The organism is Okeania sp. SIO2C9, assembly GCF_010672455.1.
GTDB lineage: Bacteria > Cyanobacteriota > Cyanobacteriia > Cyanobacteriales > Microcoleaceae > Okeania.
This window is the reverse complement of record NZ_JAAHGO010000078.1, coordinates 14,485-33,220: the sequence shown is the minus strand read 5'-3', so window position 1 is coordinate 33,220 and position 18,736 is coordinate 14,485. Positions and strand designations below refer to the sequence as shown.

General features: G+C 39.3%; 19 protein-coding genes and 1 pseudogene. 5 read left to right on the top strand and 15 right to left on the bottom strand.

Annotation, left to right across the window (positions count from 1 at the left end):
- Nucleotides 1-74: 74 nt before the first annotated feature.
- Together F6K23_RS33400 and F6K23_RS33395 are read right to left on the bottom strand one after the other, a co-directional pair.
- Nucleotides 75-716, bottom strand: coding sequence for a Uma2 family endonuclease (locus tag F6K23_RS33400; protein WP_293164321.1), 642 nt, complete (start codon nucleotides 714-716; stop codon nucleotides 75-77).
- Between the two features lie 299 nt (nucleotides 717-1,015).
- On the bottom strand, nucleotides 1,016-1,255 hold the full coding sequence (locus F6K23_RS33395; RefSeq protein ID WP_293164318.1) for a hypothetical protein: 240 nt from the start codon (nucleotides 1,253-1,255) through the stop codon (nucleotides 1,016-1,018).
- 84 nt (nucleotides 1,256-1,339) lie between these two features.
- On the opposite strand from F6K23_RS33395, the gene F6K23_RS33390 reads away from it, so the two are divergent.
- The 3 genes and pseudogenes from F6K23_RS33390 to F6K23_RS33375 form a co-directional block, all read left to right on the top strand.
- A complete protein-coding gene (locus F6K23_RS33390) occupies nucleotides 1,340-1,798 on the top strand; it encodes an EVE domain-containing protein (RefSeq protein WP_293164315.1) in 459 nt (152 codons plus the stop codon).
- Between the two features lie 1,547 nt (nucleotides 1,799-3,345).
- Nucleotides 3,346-5,157, top strand: a complete 1,812-nt coding sequence (gene ltrA, locus F6K23_RS33380) for a group II intron reverse transcriptase/maturase (protein ID WP_293164312.1) — start codon at nucleotides 3,346-3,348, stop codon at nucleotides 5,155-5,157.
- Nucleotides 5,158-5,238: 81 nt separating this feature from the next.
- A pseudogene (locus F6K23_RS33375) lies at nucleotides 5,239-5,763 on the top strand (ribonuclease D); the annotation flags it as partial.
- Between the two features lie 69 nt (nucleotides 5,764-5,832).
- On the opposite strand, the gene F6K23_RS33370 reads toward F6K23_RS33375, so the two are convergent.
- The 4 genes from F6K23_RS33370 to F6K23_RS33355 all read right to left on the bottom strand — a co-directional run bounded on the left by F6K23_RS33370 (nucleotide 5,833) and on the right by F6K23_RS33355 (nucleotide 8,989).
- On the bottom strand, nucleotides 5,833-6,150 hold the full coding sequence (locus F6K23_RS33370; RefSeq protein WP_293164310.1) for a DUF6516 family protein: 318 nt from the start codon (nucleotides 6,148-6,150) through the stop codon (nucleotides 5,833-5,835).
- A 55-nt stretch (nucleotides 6,151-6,205) separates the two neighbouring features.
- A complete protein-coding gene (locus F6K23_RS33365; RefSeq protein ID WP_293164308.1) occupies nucleotides 6,206-6,499 on the bottom strand; it encodes a hypothetical protein in 294 nt (97 codons plus the stop codon).
- A gap of 482 nt (nucleotides 6,500-6,981) precedes the next feature.
- Entirely contained in the window at nucleotides 6,982-8,529 is a 1,548-nt protein-coding gene (locus F6K23_RS33360) for a hypothetical protein (protein ID WP_293164305.1), read from the bottom strand.
- The gene (locus F6K23_RS33355) at nucleotides 8,522-8,989 is read right to left on the bottom strand and encodes a hypothetical protein (protein ID WP_293164302.1); all 468 of its coding nucleotides are present in this window, start codon (nucleotides 8,987-8,989) and stop codon (nucleotides 8,522-8,524) included. The genes F6K23_RS33360 and F6K23_RS33355 overlap by 8 nt, the downstream gene beginning before the upstream one ends.
- A 233-nt stretch (nucleotides 8,990-9,222) precedes the next feature.
- Here F6K23_RS33355 and F6K23_RS33350 point away from each other — a divergent pair, with 233 nt between their 5' ends.
- Together F6K23_RS33350 and F6K23_RS33345 are read left to right on the top strand one after the other, a co-directional pair.
- Nucleotides 9,223-12,663 carry a tetratricopeptide repeat protein gene (locus F6K23_RS33350; RefSeq protein ID WP_293164299.1) on the top strand — a complete coding sequence of 1,147 codons (3,441 nt, stop codon included), beginning with the start codon at nucleotides 9,223-9,225 and terminating at the stop codon, nucleotides 12,661-12,663.
- A gap of 55 nt (nucleotides 12,664-12,718) precedes the next feature.
- Nucleotides 12,719-12,841 (top strand): hypothetical protein, encoded by a 123-nt coding sequence (locus F6K23_RS33345; RefSeq protein WP_293164296.1) that lies wholly within the window; start codon nucleotides 12,719-12,721, stop codon nucleotides 12,839-12,841.
- Between the two features lie 101 nt (nucleotides 12,842-12,942).
- Here the strand turns inward: F6K23_RS33345 and F6K23_RS33340 are convergent, their stop codons facing one another.
- The 9 genes from F6K23_RS33340 to F6K23_RS33300 form a co-directional block, all read right to left on the bottom strand.
- Entirely contained in the window at nucleotides 12,943-13,341 is a 399-nt protein-coding gene (locus tag F6K23_RS33340; protein ID WP_293164293.1) for a four helix bundle protein, read from the bottom strand.
- 79 nt (nucleotides 13,342-13,420) lie between these two features.
- Nucleotides 13,421-13,549, bottom strand: coding sequence for a hypothetical protein (locus tag F6K23_RS33335; RefSeq protein ID WP_293164291.1), 129 nt, complete (start codon nucleotides 13,547-13,549; stop codon nucleotides 13,421-13,423).
- A gap of 42 nt (nucleotides 13,550-13,591) precedes the next feature.
- Nucleotides 13,592-14,254, bottom strand: coding sequence for a Na(+)/H(+) antiporter subunit B (locus F6K23_RS33330; RefSeq protein ID WP_293164290.1), 663 nt, complete (start codon nucleotides 14,252-14,254; stop codon nucleotides 13,592-13,594).
- Nucleotides 14,254-14,814: a DUF4040 domain-containing protein gene (locus F6K23_RS33325; RefSeq protein WP_293164289.1), complete on the bottom strand. Its 561-nt coding sequence runs from the start codon at nucleotides 14,812-14,814 to the stop codon at nucleotides 14,254-14,256. Before F6K23_RS33325 ends, F6K23_RS33330 begins: the two co-directional genes overlap by 1 nt.
- Nucleotides 14,807-15,085 (bottom strand): monovalent cation/H(+) antiporter subunit G, encoded by a 279-nt coding sequence (locus F6K23_RS33320; protein WP_293126462.1) that lies wholly within the window; start codon nucleotides 15,083-15,085, stop codon nucleotides 14,807-14,809. The genes F6K23_RS33325 and F6K23_RS33320 overlap by 8 nt, the downstream gene beginning before the upstream one ends.
- On the bottom strand, nucleotides 15,082-15,333 hold the full coding sequence (locus F6K23_RS33315) for a hypothetical protein (RefSeq protein WP_293164287.1): 252 nt from the start codon (nucleotides 15,331-15,333) through the stop codon (nucleotides 15,082-15,084). The genes F6K23_RS33320 and F6K23_RS33315 overlap by 4 nt, the downstream gene beginning before the upstream one ends.
- Entirely contained in the window at nucleotides 15,330-15,725 is a 396-nt protein-coding gene (locus tag F6K23_RS33310) for a Na+/H+ antiporter subunit E (protein ID WP_293164284.1), read from the bottom strand. Before F6K23_RS33310 ends, F6K23_RS33315 begins: the two co-directional genes overlap by 4 nt.
- Nucleotides 15,698-17,152, bottom strand: coding sequence for a cation:proton antiporter (locus F6K23_RS33305; RefSeq protein WP_293164281.1), 1,455 nt, complete (start codon nucleotides 17,150-17,152; stop codon nucleotides 15,698-15,700). The genes F6K23_RS33310 and F6K23_RS33305 overlap by 28 nt, the downstream gene beginning before the upstream one ends.
- Nucleotides 17,149-18,585 (bottom strand): cation:proton antiporter, encoded by a 1,437-nt coding sequence (locus F6K23_RS33300; RefSeq protein ID WP_293164278.1) that lies wholly within the window; start codon nucleotides 18,583-18,585, stop codon nucleotides 17,149-17,151. The genes F6K23_RS33305 and F6K23_RS33300 overlap by 4 nt, the downstream gene beginning before the upstream one ends.
- Nucleotides 18,586-18,736 lie beyond the last annotated feature (151 nt).

Below are 18,736 nucleotides of genomic sequence, written 5' to 3'. Positions count from 1 at the left end.
ATACAACGTCCCTACTCCTCTACTCCTCTACTCCTCTACTCTTCCACTCCCTACTCCCTATTCCCTACTCCCTTCTAAGATTGAAATTGCTGTAATAACCAAGTATAAACTTGAGTTTCATTTGTTTGACGAGTACGCTGAAGTGCTTCCTCTAATAAAGAAATGGCTAAACCAGGCAAAACTTGAGACCGATCAATTTTTCTACTGCCACCGTTAGCAATAGCAAAGGCAATAATTTCTACATTCTGCACATCAACTATCCAATATTCAGCAACATTAAGTGCTTCATAAAGCAAACGCTTTTCCCCTTTATCATCAGAGAGGGAAGTATTCGCAACTTCAATAACTAGAGTTGGTGGAGGATAAATATCCAGGTCAATAAAAGAAGTTCCCCAAGGAATGACATCAGCATTTTCCCCAATGTAATAGGAAGCATCAGGTTGAGCTGCTCGAAATCCAGTTTTGCGGTAGGTAAAATTATCTCTACTACTCAGGGCAATATTTTTAGTCGCAGCAAAGAAAGCAACTGCTGCCATAATAACTGCATGGTCTTTAGCGTGGTCATTTCCTAATGGTGACATTTCTATTCTGAGTTTTCCTTTGTGGTAGTAAACTTTTGCTTTTTCATAACTTGGGTCTTCAAAAATTTGGATGTATTCTTCCCAAGTTGCTGTTATCCAAGCGTCTGTTGGTAGTTGGGTTTGGGTTTTGCTCATGTTTTGTCGGAAAAGGTATATTTTATATTCTAGATGTAACCGCTCAATAATCCGGGGTAAATCGGTAAATAGCAAGCCTCAAATGGCGTAAAATCGTTCCTGAACTGGTAGTCCGCCCCCATTTATTGAGCGGATACTTCTAGATAAGGTTAGCGATCGCTCTTTTTTGACTAGACTTTCAACGAGTTGAAAAAGTCTATTTTTAACAGGACTTACGCAAACTCTTAGACAATACGCTACCTGTAGAGGGCAAATGCCATTTTCCCCTACTAAATATGGTGGTTATGCGTAAGTCCTGTTTAATTATAGCCAAAACTGGCGATCGCTAGTTGATTATTATTATTAGACTTAGCTTGATCTACTATATTTTTCGGCGTTGGTAATTTGAGGTATGATATCATGTCCGGATAAGAGTGCGATAGAACTCCATGACCTTTACGCTCCCCGAAAAACTTTCTCCTTCTACTCGGGGTTTCTTCTTCTTTCTTCTCTCCTGACTCCTGACTACTGACTCCTAAGTAATGCGCGATTAATATCATACACGCGCTTTACCAACGCTTACTTTTCATAGTAGTGTTTATATTTAAGTATTCAAATAATAATATATCATTTTTAAACACATAATGAAATATTGGCTAATGAAATCCGAACCAAAAACTTACAGCATCTCAGATATGAAACATGAAAAAACTTGTATCTGGGACGGAGTTAGAAATTATCAAGCTCGGAATTTTTTGCGACAAATTAATCCTGGAGATTTAGCATTTTTCTATCATTCTAATACTGTACCTCCTGGCATTATTGGATTAGTAAAAATATTGGAAAGTGGCATTGCTGACCCTACTCAATTTGACCAAAAAAGCAAATATTATGACCCCAAATCTACTCCTAATACGCCTCGGTGGCAAACTGTTTCTGTGGAGTTTGTAGAAGAGTTTCCTCAGTTAATATCTTTGGCGATTTTGAAACAAGAATTTAGCCCAGATGAATTGTTAGTTACTAAGAAAGGAAATAGGTTATCCGTAATGCCTGTTGCTAAAAATGTGGCAGAGAAAATTTTAGTAATGAAAGATGGTTTTTAAGCTAATTTACTATATTTTTCTGTGCCGATAAATTAGTCCAGTAGGGTGCGTTATATCAAATCCGGTAGCATCGGTGTAAATTTAGATAGTTAATCTAGGAGTCAGTCCTCAGTCCTCAGTCCTCAGGAGGGAAGAGAATGCGCGAAACATTTGCTCTTGGATGAAGATGAAAATTTTTTTTATACCGAACCCGAGCGGATTTGATATTATTCATTAATTGATAATTGATCATGGATAATTGATAATTACCTCGGGTTTTAACCGTTACGGAATTGAATATAAGGAAATATTATTTCTTCTCTTGGTCAATTGGATATGGCGAGGAGACCCGTTCTTGCAGACCCGCTCCGAAGTACGCCATCCCACCCAACGGGGAAGCTACGAAGATCGACCAAGACAGCGGTCGATTGGATATGGCGAGGGGACTAGCTCTTGACAGAGCCGCTCCGAATGGCGCCATCCCTCGACCGCTTTTTTCCCCTATCCAAGGGGAGGTTTCAAGGCGCGAATTATTTAATTATTAATTATTAATTATTAATTATTAATTATTCGGTAACGCACCATCTCACAGTCCAGTGGTAGTAGACTGACACAGCTAAAAGTAGGCATTAGATTTTTTGGTATAACTCTTATTATAGCAAGGTTTGACTGATTTTTTTGTAGCAACATTTAAGTGTGTCTGGTGCGTTACGCTTTGCTAACACACCCTACTGGACTGACTCAAAAGCAGGCAAATTTGATATAATTGTTCAGTCTAAAAAATATTAGTAATTATTAGGTGAGTAATGAATGATTTTCAAGTATGCGATCGCGATTTAACGGAGGCCATATTATCTGATTATTTGCAAGCTGATAGTATTGCAGTGGATACAGAGACCATGGGTTGTGCGATTCGTTGAGCTAAAAAGTTTAAGTCCAACGACTTTTAACGTATAGCTCGTAAGGAATGGAAGGGTATATACCTAACTTCCTTACAACTATATATCTGTGGCCTGAAAGGTGGCCAACTTCTAAATCAAAGGGTAGGAATCCTGGCTCATACAGGAAAAAAAATCACCGCCCGGAGAAGTACGGTATCTCTCACAGTTCTAAGACTGATTATCAAAGGATTGAAGCTGGGAGAAAAGGGAACTGAGGAGTAATTTGGACTTCCGAGATTGAACCCGAACCAACTGACAATGACTAACGCAAGTGAACATTTGGCATGAACTCCAGTTAGTCTCAAGTAGTGAAATCCAAATTGATACACTGCGTACAAAATATGTGCATGGGGAAAGATGAGGGTCTGTCCCGGCTACTCATACAGATTTACTAAAGTACCCCTGGAGAAAGGATGGGTCTAAAGTCAGAAAACCCAGATATATGGAACGAAGTAACCCCTAGATAGCTCTACAATCAAGGTCGATAAATTGTAGTAGTGACAAATCTAAGCGTAAGCTCTCTAGGGATAGAGATGGAGTAAAAAGCCAAAGCCGACCTGTAATGGGAAGGATATGCTGACGTACTCACGATTTAACTAAAAGATAAGGAACTGATTAGGAGTCATAATGTCGCAAGCGAGTCTCAAGACTACGTTCACAGAATGGTCTAACATCCCCTGGGCAAAAGTTCGGAGGAAAGTATTCAAGCTCCAAAAAGCTATTTATCAAGCAGTCAAAAGTGATAATAAAGCAAAAGCGAGACGACTTCAGAAAATACTACACAAGTCATACTATGCAAAGCTCTTAGCAGTTAAGCAAGTAACACAGGACAATACTGGAAAGAAAACAGCCGGAGTAGATGGCCAAAAATCATTAACGCCAAAACAAAGGTTAAACCTAGTCAATGAAATGTCCGAACATTACAAAGCTAAACGACTTAGAAGGGTATGGATACCAAAACCAGGCCGTAACGAACAACGCCCATTAGGAATCCCTACCCTCAGAGATAGAGCAATGCAAGCCTTGGTTAAGATGGTGCTTGAACCATACTGGGAAGCCCAATTTGAGGATGAAAGCTACGGCTTTAGACCCGGCAAGTCAGCCCAAGATGCGATGCAAAGAATCCATGTCATAATTAGCAAAACCCCGTCGTATGTTTTGGACGCTGACATAGAAAAATGCTTCGATAAAATTAACCATGAACACCTACTGTCAAAATTAGATTGTCCTGCGAACATAAGACGTGAGATTAAGCAATGGCTCAACGCAGGAGTATTGGACAACGGCGTATTTACAGAAACAGAGTCCGGCACACCTCAAGGCGGTGTCATATCACCTCTGTTGGCAAACATCGCATTGGATGGCATGATTAGGGACATCCAGGAAATTTTTCCTAACCAAAAGAATTATATTCAAGGTTACAAACCCAAAATCATCAGATATGCTGACGACTTCGTTGTGATTCATAGAGAATTAGAGGTCATTCTACAATGCAAGAAAGCAATCCAAGAATGGTTAAAACCTGTAGGATTAAAGCTAAAAGAGGAAAAGACTAGAATATGTCATACTTCCAAACAAATTGAAATCAACGGTAAGAAGGAGAAACCAGGTTTTGATTTCTTAGGTTTCAATATTAGGCAATATCCGACAGGAAAACATCATGCTGGAAAAGTAGTCACACCACGGTTGGTAAGAATATTAGAAACAAAAACTCTAATTAAACCAAGTGACAAAGCAATCAAAGCTCATCAGGAAGAAATTAAGAAAGTAGTAAATCAATATAGAACAGCACCACAGTCAGCACTAATAAGCAGACTAAATCCAATCATTAGAGGATGGTGCAACTACTACAAAAGTGTGGCAAGTAAAGATATCTTTGCTTCGCTAGACCACTATATGTGGAAAGTCCTGAGAGCATGGACAGTATCGAGAACTGGTCGAGCTAGCTACAAGAAACTAAGAAAATACTACAGCCACGGGAAATACGGAGCATGGACGTTTCAAACGGAAGAAGGTATCATTCTTCATAAATACAGAGAAACGAAAATAACCCGTCACCCATTAGTTCGCTCAGAAGCATCTCCATACAATGGGGACTGGATATACTGGAGTAAAAGAAGGGGAAATTATATAGGAACCCCAACTCGTATCGCAAAGCTACTTAAAATACAAGGTGGTAAATGTAATTACTGCGGTCAATATTTTCACGAAAATGACAATATTGAAATCGACCATATCACCCCTAAATCTCTGGGTGGGAAAGATGAATACAAAAACTTACAGTTATTACATAATCATTGCCATGACCACAAAACAGCCAGGGATGGTAGTCTAAAACCCAAGTTCAACGGTCATAAATTACCATTGAACTACCGATGGGTCAAGGATATGCTAATTCTGGTAAACGAAGACTGTGCCTGTGACAACCAGGTTAGTTAAGTCAGGAGCCGGATGAGGTGAAAGTCTCACGTCCGGTTTTGAATGGGAGGTGGGAGCCGTGAGGCTCCTATCGACCCCTAATTGTTGCCAGGGCGCGATCGCTTATGTTTAGTCCAGTTATGCAATTCTCAAGGGAAAGTTACAGCTATTCGGATTGAAAAAGGGCAGCAAGAAGCACCGAATTTAAAACAATTAATGGAGGCAACGGAAATAGTTAAAGTATTTCATTTTGCTAGGTTTGATGTAGCAATGTTACAGCATCATTTAGACATTAAAGTTTCCCCAATTTTCTGTACCAAAATTGCCAGTAAATTAGCACGAACCTATACAGGAAAACATGGTTTAAAAGAGTTGGTAATGGAGTTAGAAAAAGTAGAGTTAGATAAATCTGCTCAAAGTTCTGATTGGGGAAATGCAGAGAATTTAACTGAGGAACAATTGAGTTATGCAGCTAATGATGTGCGGTATTTATTGAGTGTCAGGGAGAAGTTAATTAAAATGTTGAAACGAGAGGAAAGGTGGGAATTAGCACAGCAGTGTTTTGAATGTTTACCCGTATTTGTGGGATTAGATTTATTGCAGTATAAAGATATTTTTGAGCATTAATTTAAGTATAGGTTTTGTGGAGCAATATTGCTCCGCAGCACTATCTATAGCTATATCAGAAAGATAGAATCATCCTAATATTTTTTCAATTTCCTTTAGTAACTCAACTAAAAAAGGAGCATCTGAATTAACAAAATTATTCTCACTTCCATCATGTTTATAATGAGGAAAAGTAGCAAGATTTAATTTTCGGTGGTGTTCTGTATTGTCATAGCGAAAAATCAGATTATTCTCTGAATTCATATATTGATAACTATACATTTTTCTATCAATGGAGATTTCTACATAGACAAATTCTCGGAAATGTAGCACAGAATTATCTGGAAAATCAATATTGCCTCTGATCAAACCTTCATACATTCCTCTCTTGTCTTGTTCAATATTCAATGACTGAACTATTATAGAGGATTAAAATAATAGCTGAATCTGTTGAAAATAATCTTCAATCAACAAAATCAATCTCCTCTATGGATTCTTTTGTTTCTTGTAAATGTGCCAAAATTCGAGATTCTCCAATCCATTCATCAAAGTCAAAACTATGAGCTATTTCATCATTATTAAAGCGGGTTATAAATTCCTCCGTCGATAATTGATATTTAGTTTCAAATTCCTGAAGGCGTTCTTCTGTTCTTTTAATTCCTGTTTTAACACTTTGTAATCTTTCTGACAAAGCACTTTGAATAATTCGTCTGAGAGAATCTGGATTTTTTGACCTGAGTTTAATTTCAGCCATCATATTTTTATTTTAAATTTATTAGGACTTACGCAGAACAACGTGTTTCTGTCATTGCGAGCGACAGCGTTTGCGGAGCAGTCCGTCAGGATAGCAATCTCAAACGTCGAAATTGTGTTACTCATGCGTAAGTCCTGTTTATGTGTTAAAAATTGGTTTTAATTTTGTATATTAATGCTGTGTTATGTATTATAATTCGGCTGAAAAGTCGTCATTGCGACGATAGGAAGCAATCTCCTAAACCCTTGAGATTGCTTCCTTCCACTCCGTTCCAGTCGCAATGACTAGGCTATAGTAATTATCCGGATTTGATATTACACTTCATTAATATTAGGACTTACGCACCTGCAACGTATTTCCGTCATTGCGACCGACAGGGAAGCAATCTCAAATCCTAGTTTTTCGTGCCTCATGCGTAAGTCCTGAATATAAAGGTCTATATTATAGCATATTTTCTCTGAAAATAGTAGTAATATTTTCACTCATCACCGAGAACGTTGCTCCCATTTTTTTGCTATATACCACCATAATTTAACTCCCACTATACCAATAACGCTGGCAAACAAGCTAAATATAATTGAAATTCCCGGTGCTAACCAACCTTCCGGTACTGAATATTTAGACAGAAACTTGCCTACTGGATGATGACTAGCTGTGGTACTACTATTGACATAAGGAAAATGACCAGAAATGGAGGCAACGCTGGCACCTGCACCTAATCCCACACCGATAATGGCGACAAGTTCTTGAAAGTTGCGATCGCTCTCTGCTTGTTCTATTTCTGTGATGCCACGAATGGAGTTTATGAGGTCTTCTAATAGTTTTAAATTGGGGCTAAGATTGGCATAGTCTTTTTGCATTTGCAGCAGATATTTTTCGGTTATTTCTTGAGGGAATTTTTCGATAAATTTGAGGTCGGTTGTGACTCCGGGGGTGGAGATCAAACGAGCTAATATTGATGAAATATCTTCTCCATTTATTGTTAGTTTGGAAAGTTGGGAAATTGGAGTGGGAATGTTTTCTGGTAATAGATTTTCGAGGGCTTTTGATGTGGCTTTTTCTCTGATTGTATCTAAGCGTCTTTGGTAGTTGAGCAGATTAATTTCTATGGTGCGTATTTGACTGTCAAAATAGCCTAATTTAATTGAATAGTTATATAATGTAGTTTGAGATTTTACTAATATTTTCTGTAGTGGTTTGAGATTTAAACTAGGGTTTTGATATTTCTGGATTTCTTGGATATATTGTTGAATTTCTATGGCAGATTTTTTGAGTAATTCTTTCAGATAGCGACTCTGAGCATAAGCCCAAAAAACTTTGTGGCGGTAACAAAGTAAACGGAGCAAATCAAAGTTAAATTCTGCTGCTTTTTTGGCAGTTTGTTCGTTGGGATAGAGAGAAATTATGAGATGATTATTTGTCTGGATTTCTTCAATAGTTGGTGGTGAGGAAAAATCTATATTTTCTGACATGGTAATGCCGTATTGTCGTAATTCAAAGATTGTTCCTCCTAACAGTTTTCCTTGACCTTGCAAATCTTTTTCCCAGTCGAAGCCAAGATTTAATTTTTCGCAGCATTGTTTGGCGATTTCTTCAGGGTTTTTGTTGTTAGCTAATTCCGCTAAAACTAACCAAGTTTGTCCGAGATTACCTGTTTGAATTTTGCCCGATGAATCTTTGAGTTTGGCTTCGATTTGGTTTTTTAGTTCGGCGATGCTGTTGGTGGAATGACGAGTTTTATTGTTAGGAAAAGAAGCGGCTATTAGTAGTCCATAAGTATCATTTAGTCGGACTGGATAATAATAGCCTTCGTCGGGAATTTCGTCGCGAAAATACTCGATTCTTTGTGTCAAAAGTTCGAGGTATTCGGTTTCTATTACGCCGTCGAGTTTAAATAGAGAATTGTGCAGATGTTCGGGTAATTTGGAGGCAAATATTTTGCGATTTTTTTCTAAGTCTTCTTTGCTTTCTCCTAAACCTTGTCGGAGGTCGTAAAGAAATAGAAATAGGTTGGGATAGATAAGGTCAGTCATTTTTTGAAGGCTGATTTAGGAATTGGGAAAGTCTTTCTAGAAAGGAGAGTTTTTTAGCAGTTTCTTCTGGTTTTTCAGTAGAGACAACGTTGGTAGCTAAATTGAGGATTTCGTTACTTTGCTCGTCGGGTTTACCTTCAAAGTGGGCGCGTGTGCCACCCTTACTTTCTCGGGGTAAGGCATTTTCTAATTCTGCGTCAGTAGGTAGCAAGTCAGTGGGAATTGGGCGATCGCAAGCATCTAGTTTTGCTTTAGCCTTTTGATATAGTTGGTTTAGGGCATCGTTGCCATGAATAGTGGCCATTAAATCGTCTTCGATGAAGTCCCAGTCGTTAGAGTCTAATTTCAATTGTTGCCCCACATCTGCTAATGCCTCCTGCTCCTGCGTGTTGAGAGGGTTTTCGAGGTTTTTCAAAGCTAATAAAAGGGCAAGTAGAGTATTGTCAATTGTTGTATTCATAAGTCCAGATAACTAAGAGGTTGAAATAAACTTGCTTCACCGTAAAAGAGGGGTGGATATTAGGAACTAATTAAATATTAAGAACAATTAGTGTTAAATCCGGATAATCTAGCCGTAATACTGCAAATTAGGTTAAGCTGTAACGCTACCTAACAAAAACCTATATTTGTTGGGCTAATTTTCCCTAACCACAACCCATTTTTGACCAGTATTTTTCTAGGCTTAATATCACTATGGAAGAAGAATTTATCGACTTAATAAACCAACTGCTTGTTTGTAATAATTTTCAAGAAGTTAACGAAGTTTTAGGTAGCAATCAACAATTAATTGTACCAGAATTATTGCCAGTAATGGTGGAGGCAGCAGAAGCCCTAGCGAAAAATAACAACCCTGATGGTGCAAATTTTATTTTGAATCTCACTCTACAACTGGGAGAGTTTCTTGGCAGTTCTCAAATGGCTCCCACAACTAGAAAGGAGACCGCAGATGTTTTGTTTGAAATAGGAATTAGGTGGTTTCAAATTAGCGTATTTCCCCTTGCTCTCCAATGTTGGCAGCAAACTCTTACCATCTATCAAGAAATCAAAGACCGCCAAGGAGAAGCAATTTCTTTGGGTAATTTGGGTATTGCTTACGACTCCCTGGGGCAGAGCGAACGGGCGATAGAGTTCTTCCAACAGTCTTTGGCTATTGCCCGAGAAACTAAATACCGCCAAGGAGAAGCAAATTCTTTGGGTTGTTTGGGTAATGCTTACAATTCCCTAGGGCAATACGAACAGGCGATAGATTTCTATCAACAGTCTGTAGCTATTAAGCGAGAAATCAAAGACCGTCAAGGAGAAGCAAATTCTCTGAATGATTTGGGTTTTGCCTATGTTTCCCTGGGGCAGAGCGAACGGGCGATAGAGTTTCACCAACAGTCTTTAGCTATTGCCCGAGAAATTAAATACCTCCAAGGAGAAGCAAATTCTTTGGGTTGTTTGGGTATTGTTTACTTTTTCCTGGGGCAATACGAACGGGCGATAGAGTTCCAGCAACAGTATTTAGCTATTGCGCGAGAAATCAAAGACCGTCAAGAAGAAACATATTCTTTGGTTAACTTGGGTAGTGCTTACCATTCCCTGGGGCAATACGAACGGGCGATAGAGTTCTTCCAACAGTCTTTGGCTATTGCCCGAGAAATCAAAGACCGTCAAGGAGAAGCATATTCTTTGGGTAATTTGGGTAATGCTTACAATTCCCTGGGGCAATACGAACAGGCAATAGAGAAGCACCAACAGTATTTAGCTATTGCGCGAGAAATCAAAGACCGTAAAGGAGAAGCAATTTCTTTGAGTAATTTGGGTAATGCTTACAATTCCCTGGGGCAATACGAACAGGCAATAGAGAAGCACCAACAGTCTTTAGCTATTCAGCAAGAAATCAAAGACCGTCGAGGAGAAGGATATTCTTTGGGTAATTTGGGTATTGCTTACCATTCCCTGGGGCAATACGAACAGGCGATAAAGTTCCACCAACAGTCTTTAGATATTAAGCGAGAAATCAAGGACTGTCAAGGAGAAGCAATTTCTTTAGGTAATTTGGGTAATGCTTACAATTCCCTGGAACAATACGATCGCGCAATTCCTAACTTCCAAAAATCCCTAAAAATCGCAACTCCTAAAACAATGCCTGTAGAATGTGCTTCGCTAGCAGGAAATCTAGGCTATCTCCACTTCACCCAAGGCAAGTGGGAAAAAGCGATCTCAGCTTACACTCAAGCAATAGAAGCAACAGAAATATTAAGAACGGGAAGACAAACTGAAAATAGCCGCCAAGAAGTCCTCAAAAATGCCATCAGTGTCTATACGAATATCATCCAATGCTTTGTCAATACCAAGCAACACGCCCAAGCATTAACATACGCCGAGCAATCTCGCAACCGCCAGTTAGTCGATTTAATGTACGGCAAAGATGTCTATTATCAAGAAGAAACGCCCCCAGAAGTTGCCGAGTTATCGCAGCAATACGAAAAAATACAACTACAAATAGACAACTTACGATTTAATAATGAATCCCGCAACTACAACCAAGAATTAGTAGGTGCTGCCAACTCCAGAAAAATCAGCGCTTCCTGGCAAGCAAGGAACGACCGCATCACCACCTTAGAAGCAGAAAAACAGGTAATTTACCGCCAAATTCGCAAATTAGACCCAGTATTAGCAGAAGGTTTAGCAGTAACCCCTTTAGAATTTGCCAAATTGCAAAATCTGGTGCAGGATAACCCCACTACTGCTCTTGTCAGCTTTTTTACCACCGACGAAGACACCTACGCTTTTATCCTAGTAGGCGATAACGTAGATTTGCATCGCTGCGGACAAGGTTACGGTGAGTTGCAAATATGGTTGCGGGAAAACTGGTTCCAGTCTTATGTTTTGTCTGGGTTGCCAGAAAGCGATCGCCCACCTCTGTCAACAATAGCAGCAGCAAAGTTGTTAGGATGCGAAATCGACACTATTGAATCTGCAAAACCAGAAAAAGAGACAGTATCAATCTTTCTCAAAGATGGCACCACTCAGTCTGTAGACAAAGCAAAATTTAAGAAATTACGCAAGCAGCTATTATCAATCTATGACTGGCATCAAAAAATGCCATCAAACCTCAAAGAAATTAGTCAGCGGTTGCAGTTAGATAAATTAGTAGAGAAATTAACAGGCATCGAAGAATTAATCATCATACCCCACTTGTACTTACATCAAATCCCCTTCGCTGCCTTACCCCTAGCAGATAACCAATATCTCGGCGATAAATTCCTCATCCGCACCCAGTCTAGCTGCCAAACCCTCGACTTCTGCACCCAACGTCCGCCCATATCCACCGAAACCCCCGCTTATGGCATCGTCGAAGATACCCAAGAAGACTTGCCATGCAGCAGTTTTGAAGCTCAAAAAGTCGCACAAATATATAACGTTGCCACCGATAAATATCTCCAAGGCACCACAGCAACCGTCAGCACCTACAAACAATTATTACAGCAAGTACAAGGATTATTATCCAGTCATCACGCTAAATCTCGCTTCGACAACAGTCTGGAGTCAGAATTAATCTTAGCTGATGGCAGGATTACATTGAGCGACTTATTATCTCCCGCTTTCCGCTTCCCCGACTTAGACGAAGTATTCCTCTCGTGCTGCGAAACCAATCTCGGTACCACAGAAATCACCGATGATACCATGACCTTAAATACAGGTTTTTTATGTGCTGGTGCCAGGGGTGTAATTAGCTCGTTGTGGGCAGTAGATGACTTGGCAACATCATTGTTTTCGTTATTTTATCATCAAAAACGAAAAGCAGGTTTGAATCGTCCCCAAGCGTTGCAAAAAGCTCAACAAGATTTACGGCAGTTGACGGGGGAGGAGTTTGAGAGGGAATATTATCGAGAGTTAGAGCAGTTGCTGAATGAGAAGTTGCAGCTTGCATCTCAGAAGAAAGCGGCGGCAAAACAAAAGCTTGATGGTTGTGCGGAAGATGCTCCAGAGTATCAACAGTTGCAGGCAGAATATAAGAAACAGGTGTCGTTGGAAAAACGGATATTGAGAACTAGAGATATACGATTAAAAGCAGTGTGTGAACAAGAGCATCCATTCGAGCATCCTGAATATTGGAGTGGGTTTATTTGTGCGGGTTTGCGTTGATGGGGGGATGGGGAGTAGGGGAGATAGGGAGATGGGGTGATGGGGTGATGGGGTGATGGGGAGGTGGGGAGATGGGGGGATGGGGAGTAGGGGATATGGGGAGATGGGGATATGGGGAGATGGGGATATGGGGAGTAGGGGAGTAGGGGGGATGGGGAGATGGGGAGTAGGGGAGTAGGGGAGTAGGGGGGATTGAATGTTGAAGTATATATAGAATTATAAACATAATAAACAAACATAGTATTATATATATAACTGGATTCTGTATGACACATCAACTTAAGTTTTTTTCAACAACCATTTATCAGCGTTTTTGGTTATTTTTACAATCATCCCTAAAATTTGATTATATTGACTATAAAGTTGTCTTCCTGTTTGTATCTCTAAATATTGACATTTAACTGCAAACTTTAGCCAAACTTGACTTTCTGCCGCTTCTGCTTCAGCATCATTTAATCTTAATAAAAATGAACCTTTATAACGCCTTCTCCTCCATGCTTCTGCTAAATTAGCACATACAGAACGGGAAGAACGCCTAATTTGGTCAGTTAAAGAATATGTTTCTGCTTTGGGAAAACTTTTAGAAACTTCAAAAATTTTCATAGCAGTATCAAAAGCAATTTGATACACCTCTAAATCTTCATGGTTATGAATTAAATTTTCGCGACTTTCAGTCATATATTTTTCCCACTACAACAAAAATATCCCATCCCCCCATCATATCAAATCCGGTTGAATACTTATTATAAAGAATTGATCAATAAGAGTGTGATAATTGATTTGATTTTTTATTATTGGAGATGTCTATTATATAACCAGATTCTATGTGCAACCCCATCACCCCATCACCCCATCTCCCCATCACCCCATCTCCCCATCTCCCCATCACCCCATCACCCCATCACCCCATCACCCCATCTCCCGACCCTCACAACAACCCCCGATAACGAATAAACAATAAAATAACTGCCCAGGAACCCAATGCCACTTTTATTGCCACTAAAATATTAAGTATCGGTAAAATTCCCCCACTAACAAGGGTTCCCAACTCTCCTTTAGGTAATTCCAATCCCATCAGAGTTATAGCTGCCAATACAATGAATATTAAAACTGAAACCTTTTCCCAAGTAGCAGCATTCCATTTTTTATAGATTTTCTCCATCTGCTCGGATGATGAAGTAATAGCAATCAAACCAATAGCAGTTCCTCCAGCAACCCCAGCTGCAAACCCACCACCTGGACTGAGATGTCCCCTAATTGCTAGCTCAATACTCACCAACGCCGTAATAGTAGCTCCCAAACGCGCTAACACAATTGAAGGTTGATCGCTAAACTGATAAACTTTTTCAGTAGGTTTTTCATTTGCGAGTAGAAATTTCACGCCCAAAATAGCGATCGTAAATACCACCACTTCAAAAATTGTGTCGTAGAGTCGATTTCTAAAAATGATGCCAGAAACTGCATTTGGTACTCCACTATCATTGACGATCACTCCAACAATAGAAATTTCCTCCCATTCTGCTTGTGGGTTGGGCATAATTAGCACTTTGACTAACAATGCTATTCCAGCTATAACATAAATCCATTTCATTAATGTTTGCCCTCCAAGTTTGGTACAGTTATGTATGTCACAGTTGTTTTTGATGAAGTTAGTTCGGTTTGCATAATCTCAAAAAGACGATGCACTCTAATGCTAGTTTGATAAGTGGGTTCGCTGTCTGATTCTAATTTTTCTGATTTACTACAGATAGCGTGAACCTCTTTACCTATCAACGCCCATTCTAAAGCTTGTTTGTTCGGATATTCAACTAATTCCAGACGCAAATGATATTTATTAATAGTTTTTCTGATATTAGCGATTAATTTGCTAAAATAACTGTCTGTTTCTACCTCTACCTCTTTAACTATTCCCAGACGCATTACTAAAGAGGAACGAACTGCCACAACATAAAGAGTAATAGCTAACATTGTACCTACTAAAGCTTCAGTTAAAGCGACATCTGCAGCTCCTAAAACTGCATATACCAAAGCTGCTACTGCTCCTAAAATTGCTCGGATAATTAAAGCATTATAGGGATTAACTTGAAATACTAGTATCAAAGCTGCTAATGGTAGTAGAGCAATGATGACATAAACATAACTATCAATCATTTTTCCCTCCACTACTAGAGCAATATGCTAAAACATATCCCAAAACCGTATTCCAAATTGCCAAAGTAATCAGTGCTAGGAGCAATAACGGCCATTCTACAGGTATTTTGAGTAGTAAACCGACAACAATACTCATCGATCCAAGGGTATCCGCTACCGAAAGACTATGGAGTTTAAATAAAACCGATCTATTTCCGAGCAGGGGAAATGTTCCCCAAAACCAGAAAATAATTCCAATAACTATCAAGCTATAACTTAAAATGTCAATCATACTTCGTTTAACCTTTTGATTAAATTTGCCAGTAGCATTAATCCTGCATTACCCACACTCAGAATAATAACTGCAACTACTCCAATTGACCAATCATCTCGCAAAACGGATATCACCAACATCATAATCGAAGTTTTGGTGGCAATACTAGCAAAGGCGAGTACTTTCTGCCAAATATTATTATCCTGCCAAGCTTCATAAATGGGTATGAGCAGAGCTAAAATCATAGAAATCAAAACATAGTTCATTTGTTTTTCCTCCGTCGCACTACGTGTACTTCATACCACCCTTGTTCGTGGTATTTCAAGACAATGCTTTTAGGGGTGAAAGTAATCAAAAATATATCCAGAAATATCAATCCTGGCGTTCGTTTTGGTTTAACTTTTTCGCAAACCAACACTTCATCATTATGGGGGCGAAGCATAATTTGTATTGCTTCTATATATGCCTGGGGAATTGCGACCACAATTTCCCATAACACGTCTAACCAATCTTTTAGAGCGCCTAATGATTTACGACTACGAGGTAATAACAAAGCAATACTCACACCAATGATAATATTTGCCACACTCAAATCAGCGGTAAGTAAAAACCATATTGTCAGTCGTAATACTATATTGAAAAACCCGATTGCGTCCATACTATCCAGAAAAGTAAAATTAACATGAGACTCATAAACCCAATCAGATGGTCGAATTCTTCGACCACACGGGGGAATTTAATCGCCAACTTCTTAAAAATCAATAGATATGCTAGCCAACCAATAGCTATACTTACCAGTGGTTTGATTATATTCTTGAGGGTGTAAGCTTCATAATAAACAGCATTTGCCACAATTAATCCGCCGAGCAAGACTGTCATTGCCCACCAAAAACCCTGTTTGACTTTGATTTTTTCCTCGTTTTTCTGGTGAGGAAGAAAAATGAATTTCGCGAAAGAAATGGCTGTTCCCACTGCAGCAATGTTCATCCCAACAACCTGCCAGGGTAATAGATTTTTAGAAGTTAACACTTTTGCCCCAAAACCAGATAATAGTGGGAAACCAGAGATAGAAAAACTAGCGACCACTAAAGCTACCCAAATCTGATTATCAATGGGTTTATAATGCAATTCTTTAAAATTACGGCTTGGTAAAATTCCTGCAATTAAAAACAGAGCAGATTTAACTAAACCGTGGGTCAAAGCATAGAAACCAGCTACTACTGGCGCAGCAAGCACAAAACCTAACTGTGAAATGGTATGAAATGCCAGCATCCGTTTAGTATCTTTTTCAAATACAGCATAACCCACCCCTAAAAGTGCTGTACTCACACCAAAAAATCTCACGATCGGATCGATTTCCTCTAACATTAACGCACAACGCACTAGAGGAAAAACACCAGCTTTGACCACTACTCCTGATAACATTGCTGATACAGGACTCTGTGATTCGGAGTGGGTTAAAGGCAACCATAACCCTGAGACAAATATACCACCCTTGGACAATAATCCCAAAAATATGAGGGCGATCGCTTCAGGAGGCGAACCACGCAAACCAGCAAAATGAAAGGAATGATTTGCCTTATATACGATTACTGCTCCTACCAGATAAAACAGCATTGCCGTATTACTGACAAACAGATAGCGCAATCCTACCCAAATCGATCTATCTGTACGGGGATAAGCAACTAGGAGGAACGCAGCAATACCGATCACTTCTAGTGCTACATATACGCTCATGAAGTCTGCACAGATAAAAATAGCATTAACGCTACCATGCAGAATCACTATTTGCATATAGAAAAAAGCAGTTTTTTCGCTACTCCAACAGTAAAAAATAACTGCGAGTGTTACTATAGCATTAGTGATGATAAAAAAGCCACTTAGTTGGTCGATGATTAAAGTTACACCAAAATTATCGAGTAACTGTATGTTCAAAGGAGACTGTTCTACAAATATCGCCAAGGCATAGTTAGTCGAAACCAATGCTATCCCCAGTGCGAGAAAGCGGTCTAGTTTCGGTAATAGATAGATAATGAAACCAGTAAAAAAGGGTAATGCCATCCAGAGGATAGTAATATTGGTCATATCTGCACCATCCAGAAAACTAGAATCAACATTAGACTCATTACCCCAATCAAATGATCGAATTTCTCGACCCCACGAGGGAATTTCAGAATTAATTTCCTAAAAATAAAAAGATATGCTAACCAACCGATACTAATAGTTACTAGAGGTTTCAGTATATTACTTAAGGTATAAGCTTGGTAATAAACAGCATTTGCTACAATCAATCCGCCGAGTAAAATTACCATCGCCCACCAAAACCCAAATGATACTTTCCCTTTTTCTTCGCTCTTTTTGTGGGGGAGAAAGATAAATTTGGCAAATACAATTGTTGTTCCTACTGTAGCAACATTCATTGCCACAACCTGCCAAGGTAATAAACTCTTGGAGGTCAATATCTTAGCCCCAAAACCAGACAATAGGGGAAAACCGGAAATTGAAAAACTAGCGATGGCTAAAGCTCTCCAGATTGAGTTATTGAGCGGTTGGTCTCGCAACTCCTTAAAATTACGACTGGGCAAAATACCTGATATGAGAAAAAGTGCTGATTTCACCAATCCGTGAGTCAAAGCATAAAAGCCTCCTACTTCTGGCGCGGCCATGATAAAACCCAATTGAGAAATGGTGCTAAATGCTAGGGTACGCTTGGTATCTTTTTCCACAATGGCATAACCTACTCCTAACAAAGCTGTAGCTACACCAAAAATTCTCACAATTGGATCTATCTCTTCTAATAGTAGGGCACAACGCACTAAGGGAAACACTCCAGATTTGACCACCACTCCTGACAACATTGCTGATACTTGACTTTGTGATTCGGAGTGGGTTAAAGGCAACCAAAATCCTGAGACAAAGATACCCCCTTTAACTAATAATCCTAGAAATATCAGAGCGATCGCTTCGGGAGGCGAACCAGTCAAACCCGTAAAACTAAAGGAATTATTTGCCTTATATACCAGTACTGCTCCTACCAGATAAAACAGCATTGTCGTATTACTGACAAACAGATAGCGCAATCCTACCCAAATCGATCTATCTGTACGCGGATAGGTAATGAGAAGAAAGGCAGCAATACTGATTACCTCTAATGCTACATACAAACTAATAAAATCTGCACATATAAAGGCAGAGTTGACGCTACCATGCAGAATCACTATTTGCATATAGAAAAAAGCAGTTTTTTCGCTACTCCAAGTGTAAATAATAACTGCGGTTGTAACTATAGCATTAGTGATGATAAAAAAGCCACTCAGTTGGTCGATGGTTAAAGTTACACCAAAATTATCTAGTAACTGTATATTTAACAGTGATTGGGTTGAAAATATCGCCAAGGCATAGTTAGCTGAAACTAATGCTATTCCCAGTGCGAGAAAGCGGTCTAGTTTGGGTAGTAAATAAATAACAAACCCAATAAAAAATGGTAATGCCATCCAGGCGATCGTAATATTGGTCATTTCAGTTATCAGTTATCAGTTATCAGTTCGTCTCCTATGGTCGGAACTTCGTTATCAGTACCGACCGCTGTTTGCGCAGCATGACCTAGGAAAGCAAGAAGCAAGAAAATACTGAAGTTTAGTTTCTCTTGGTCGATTGGATATGACAAGG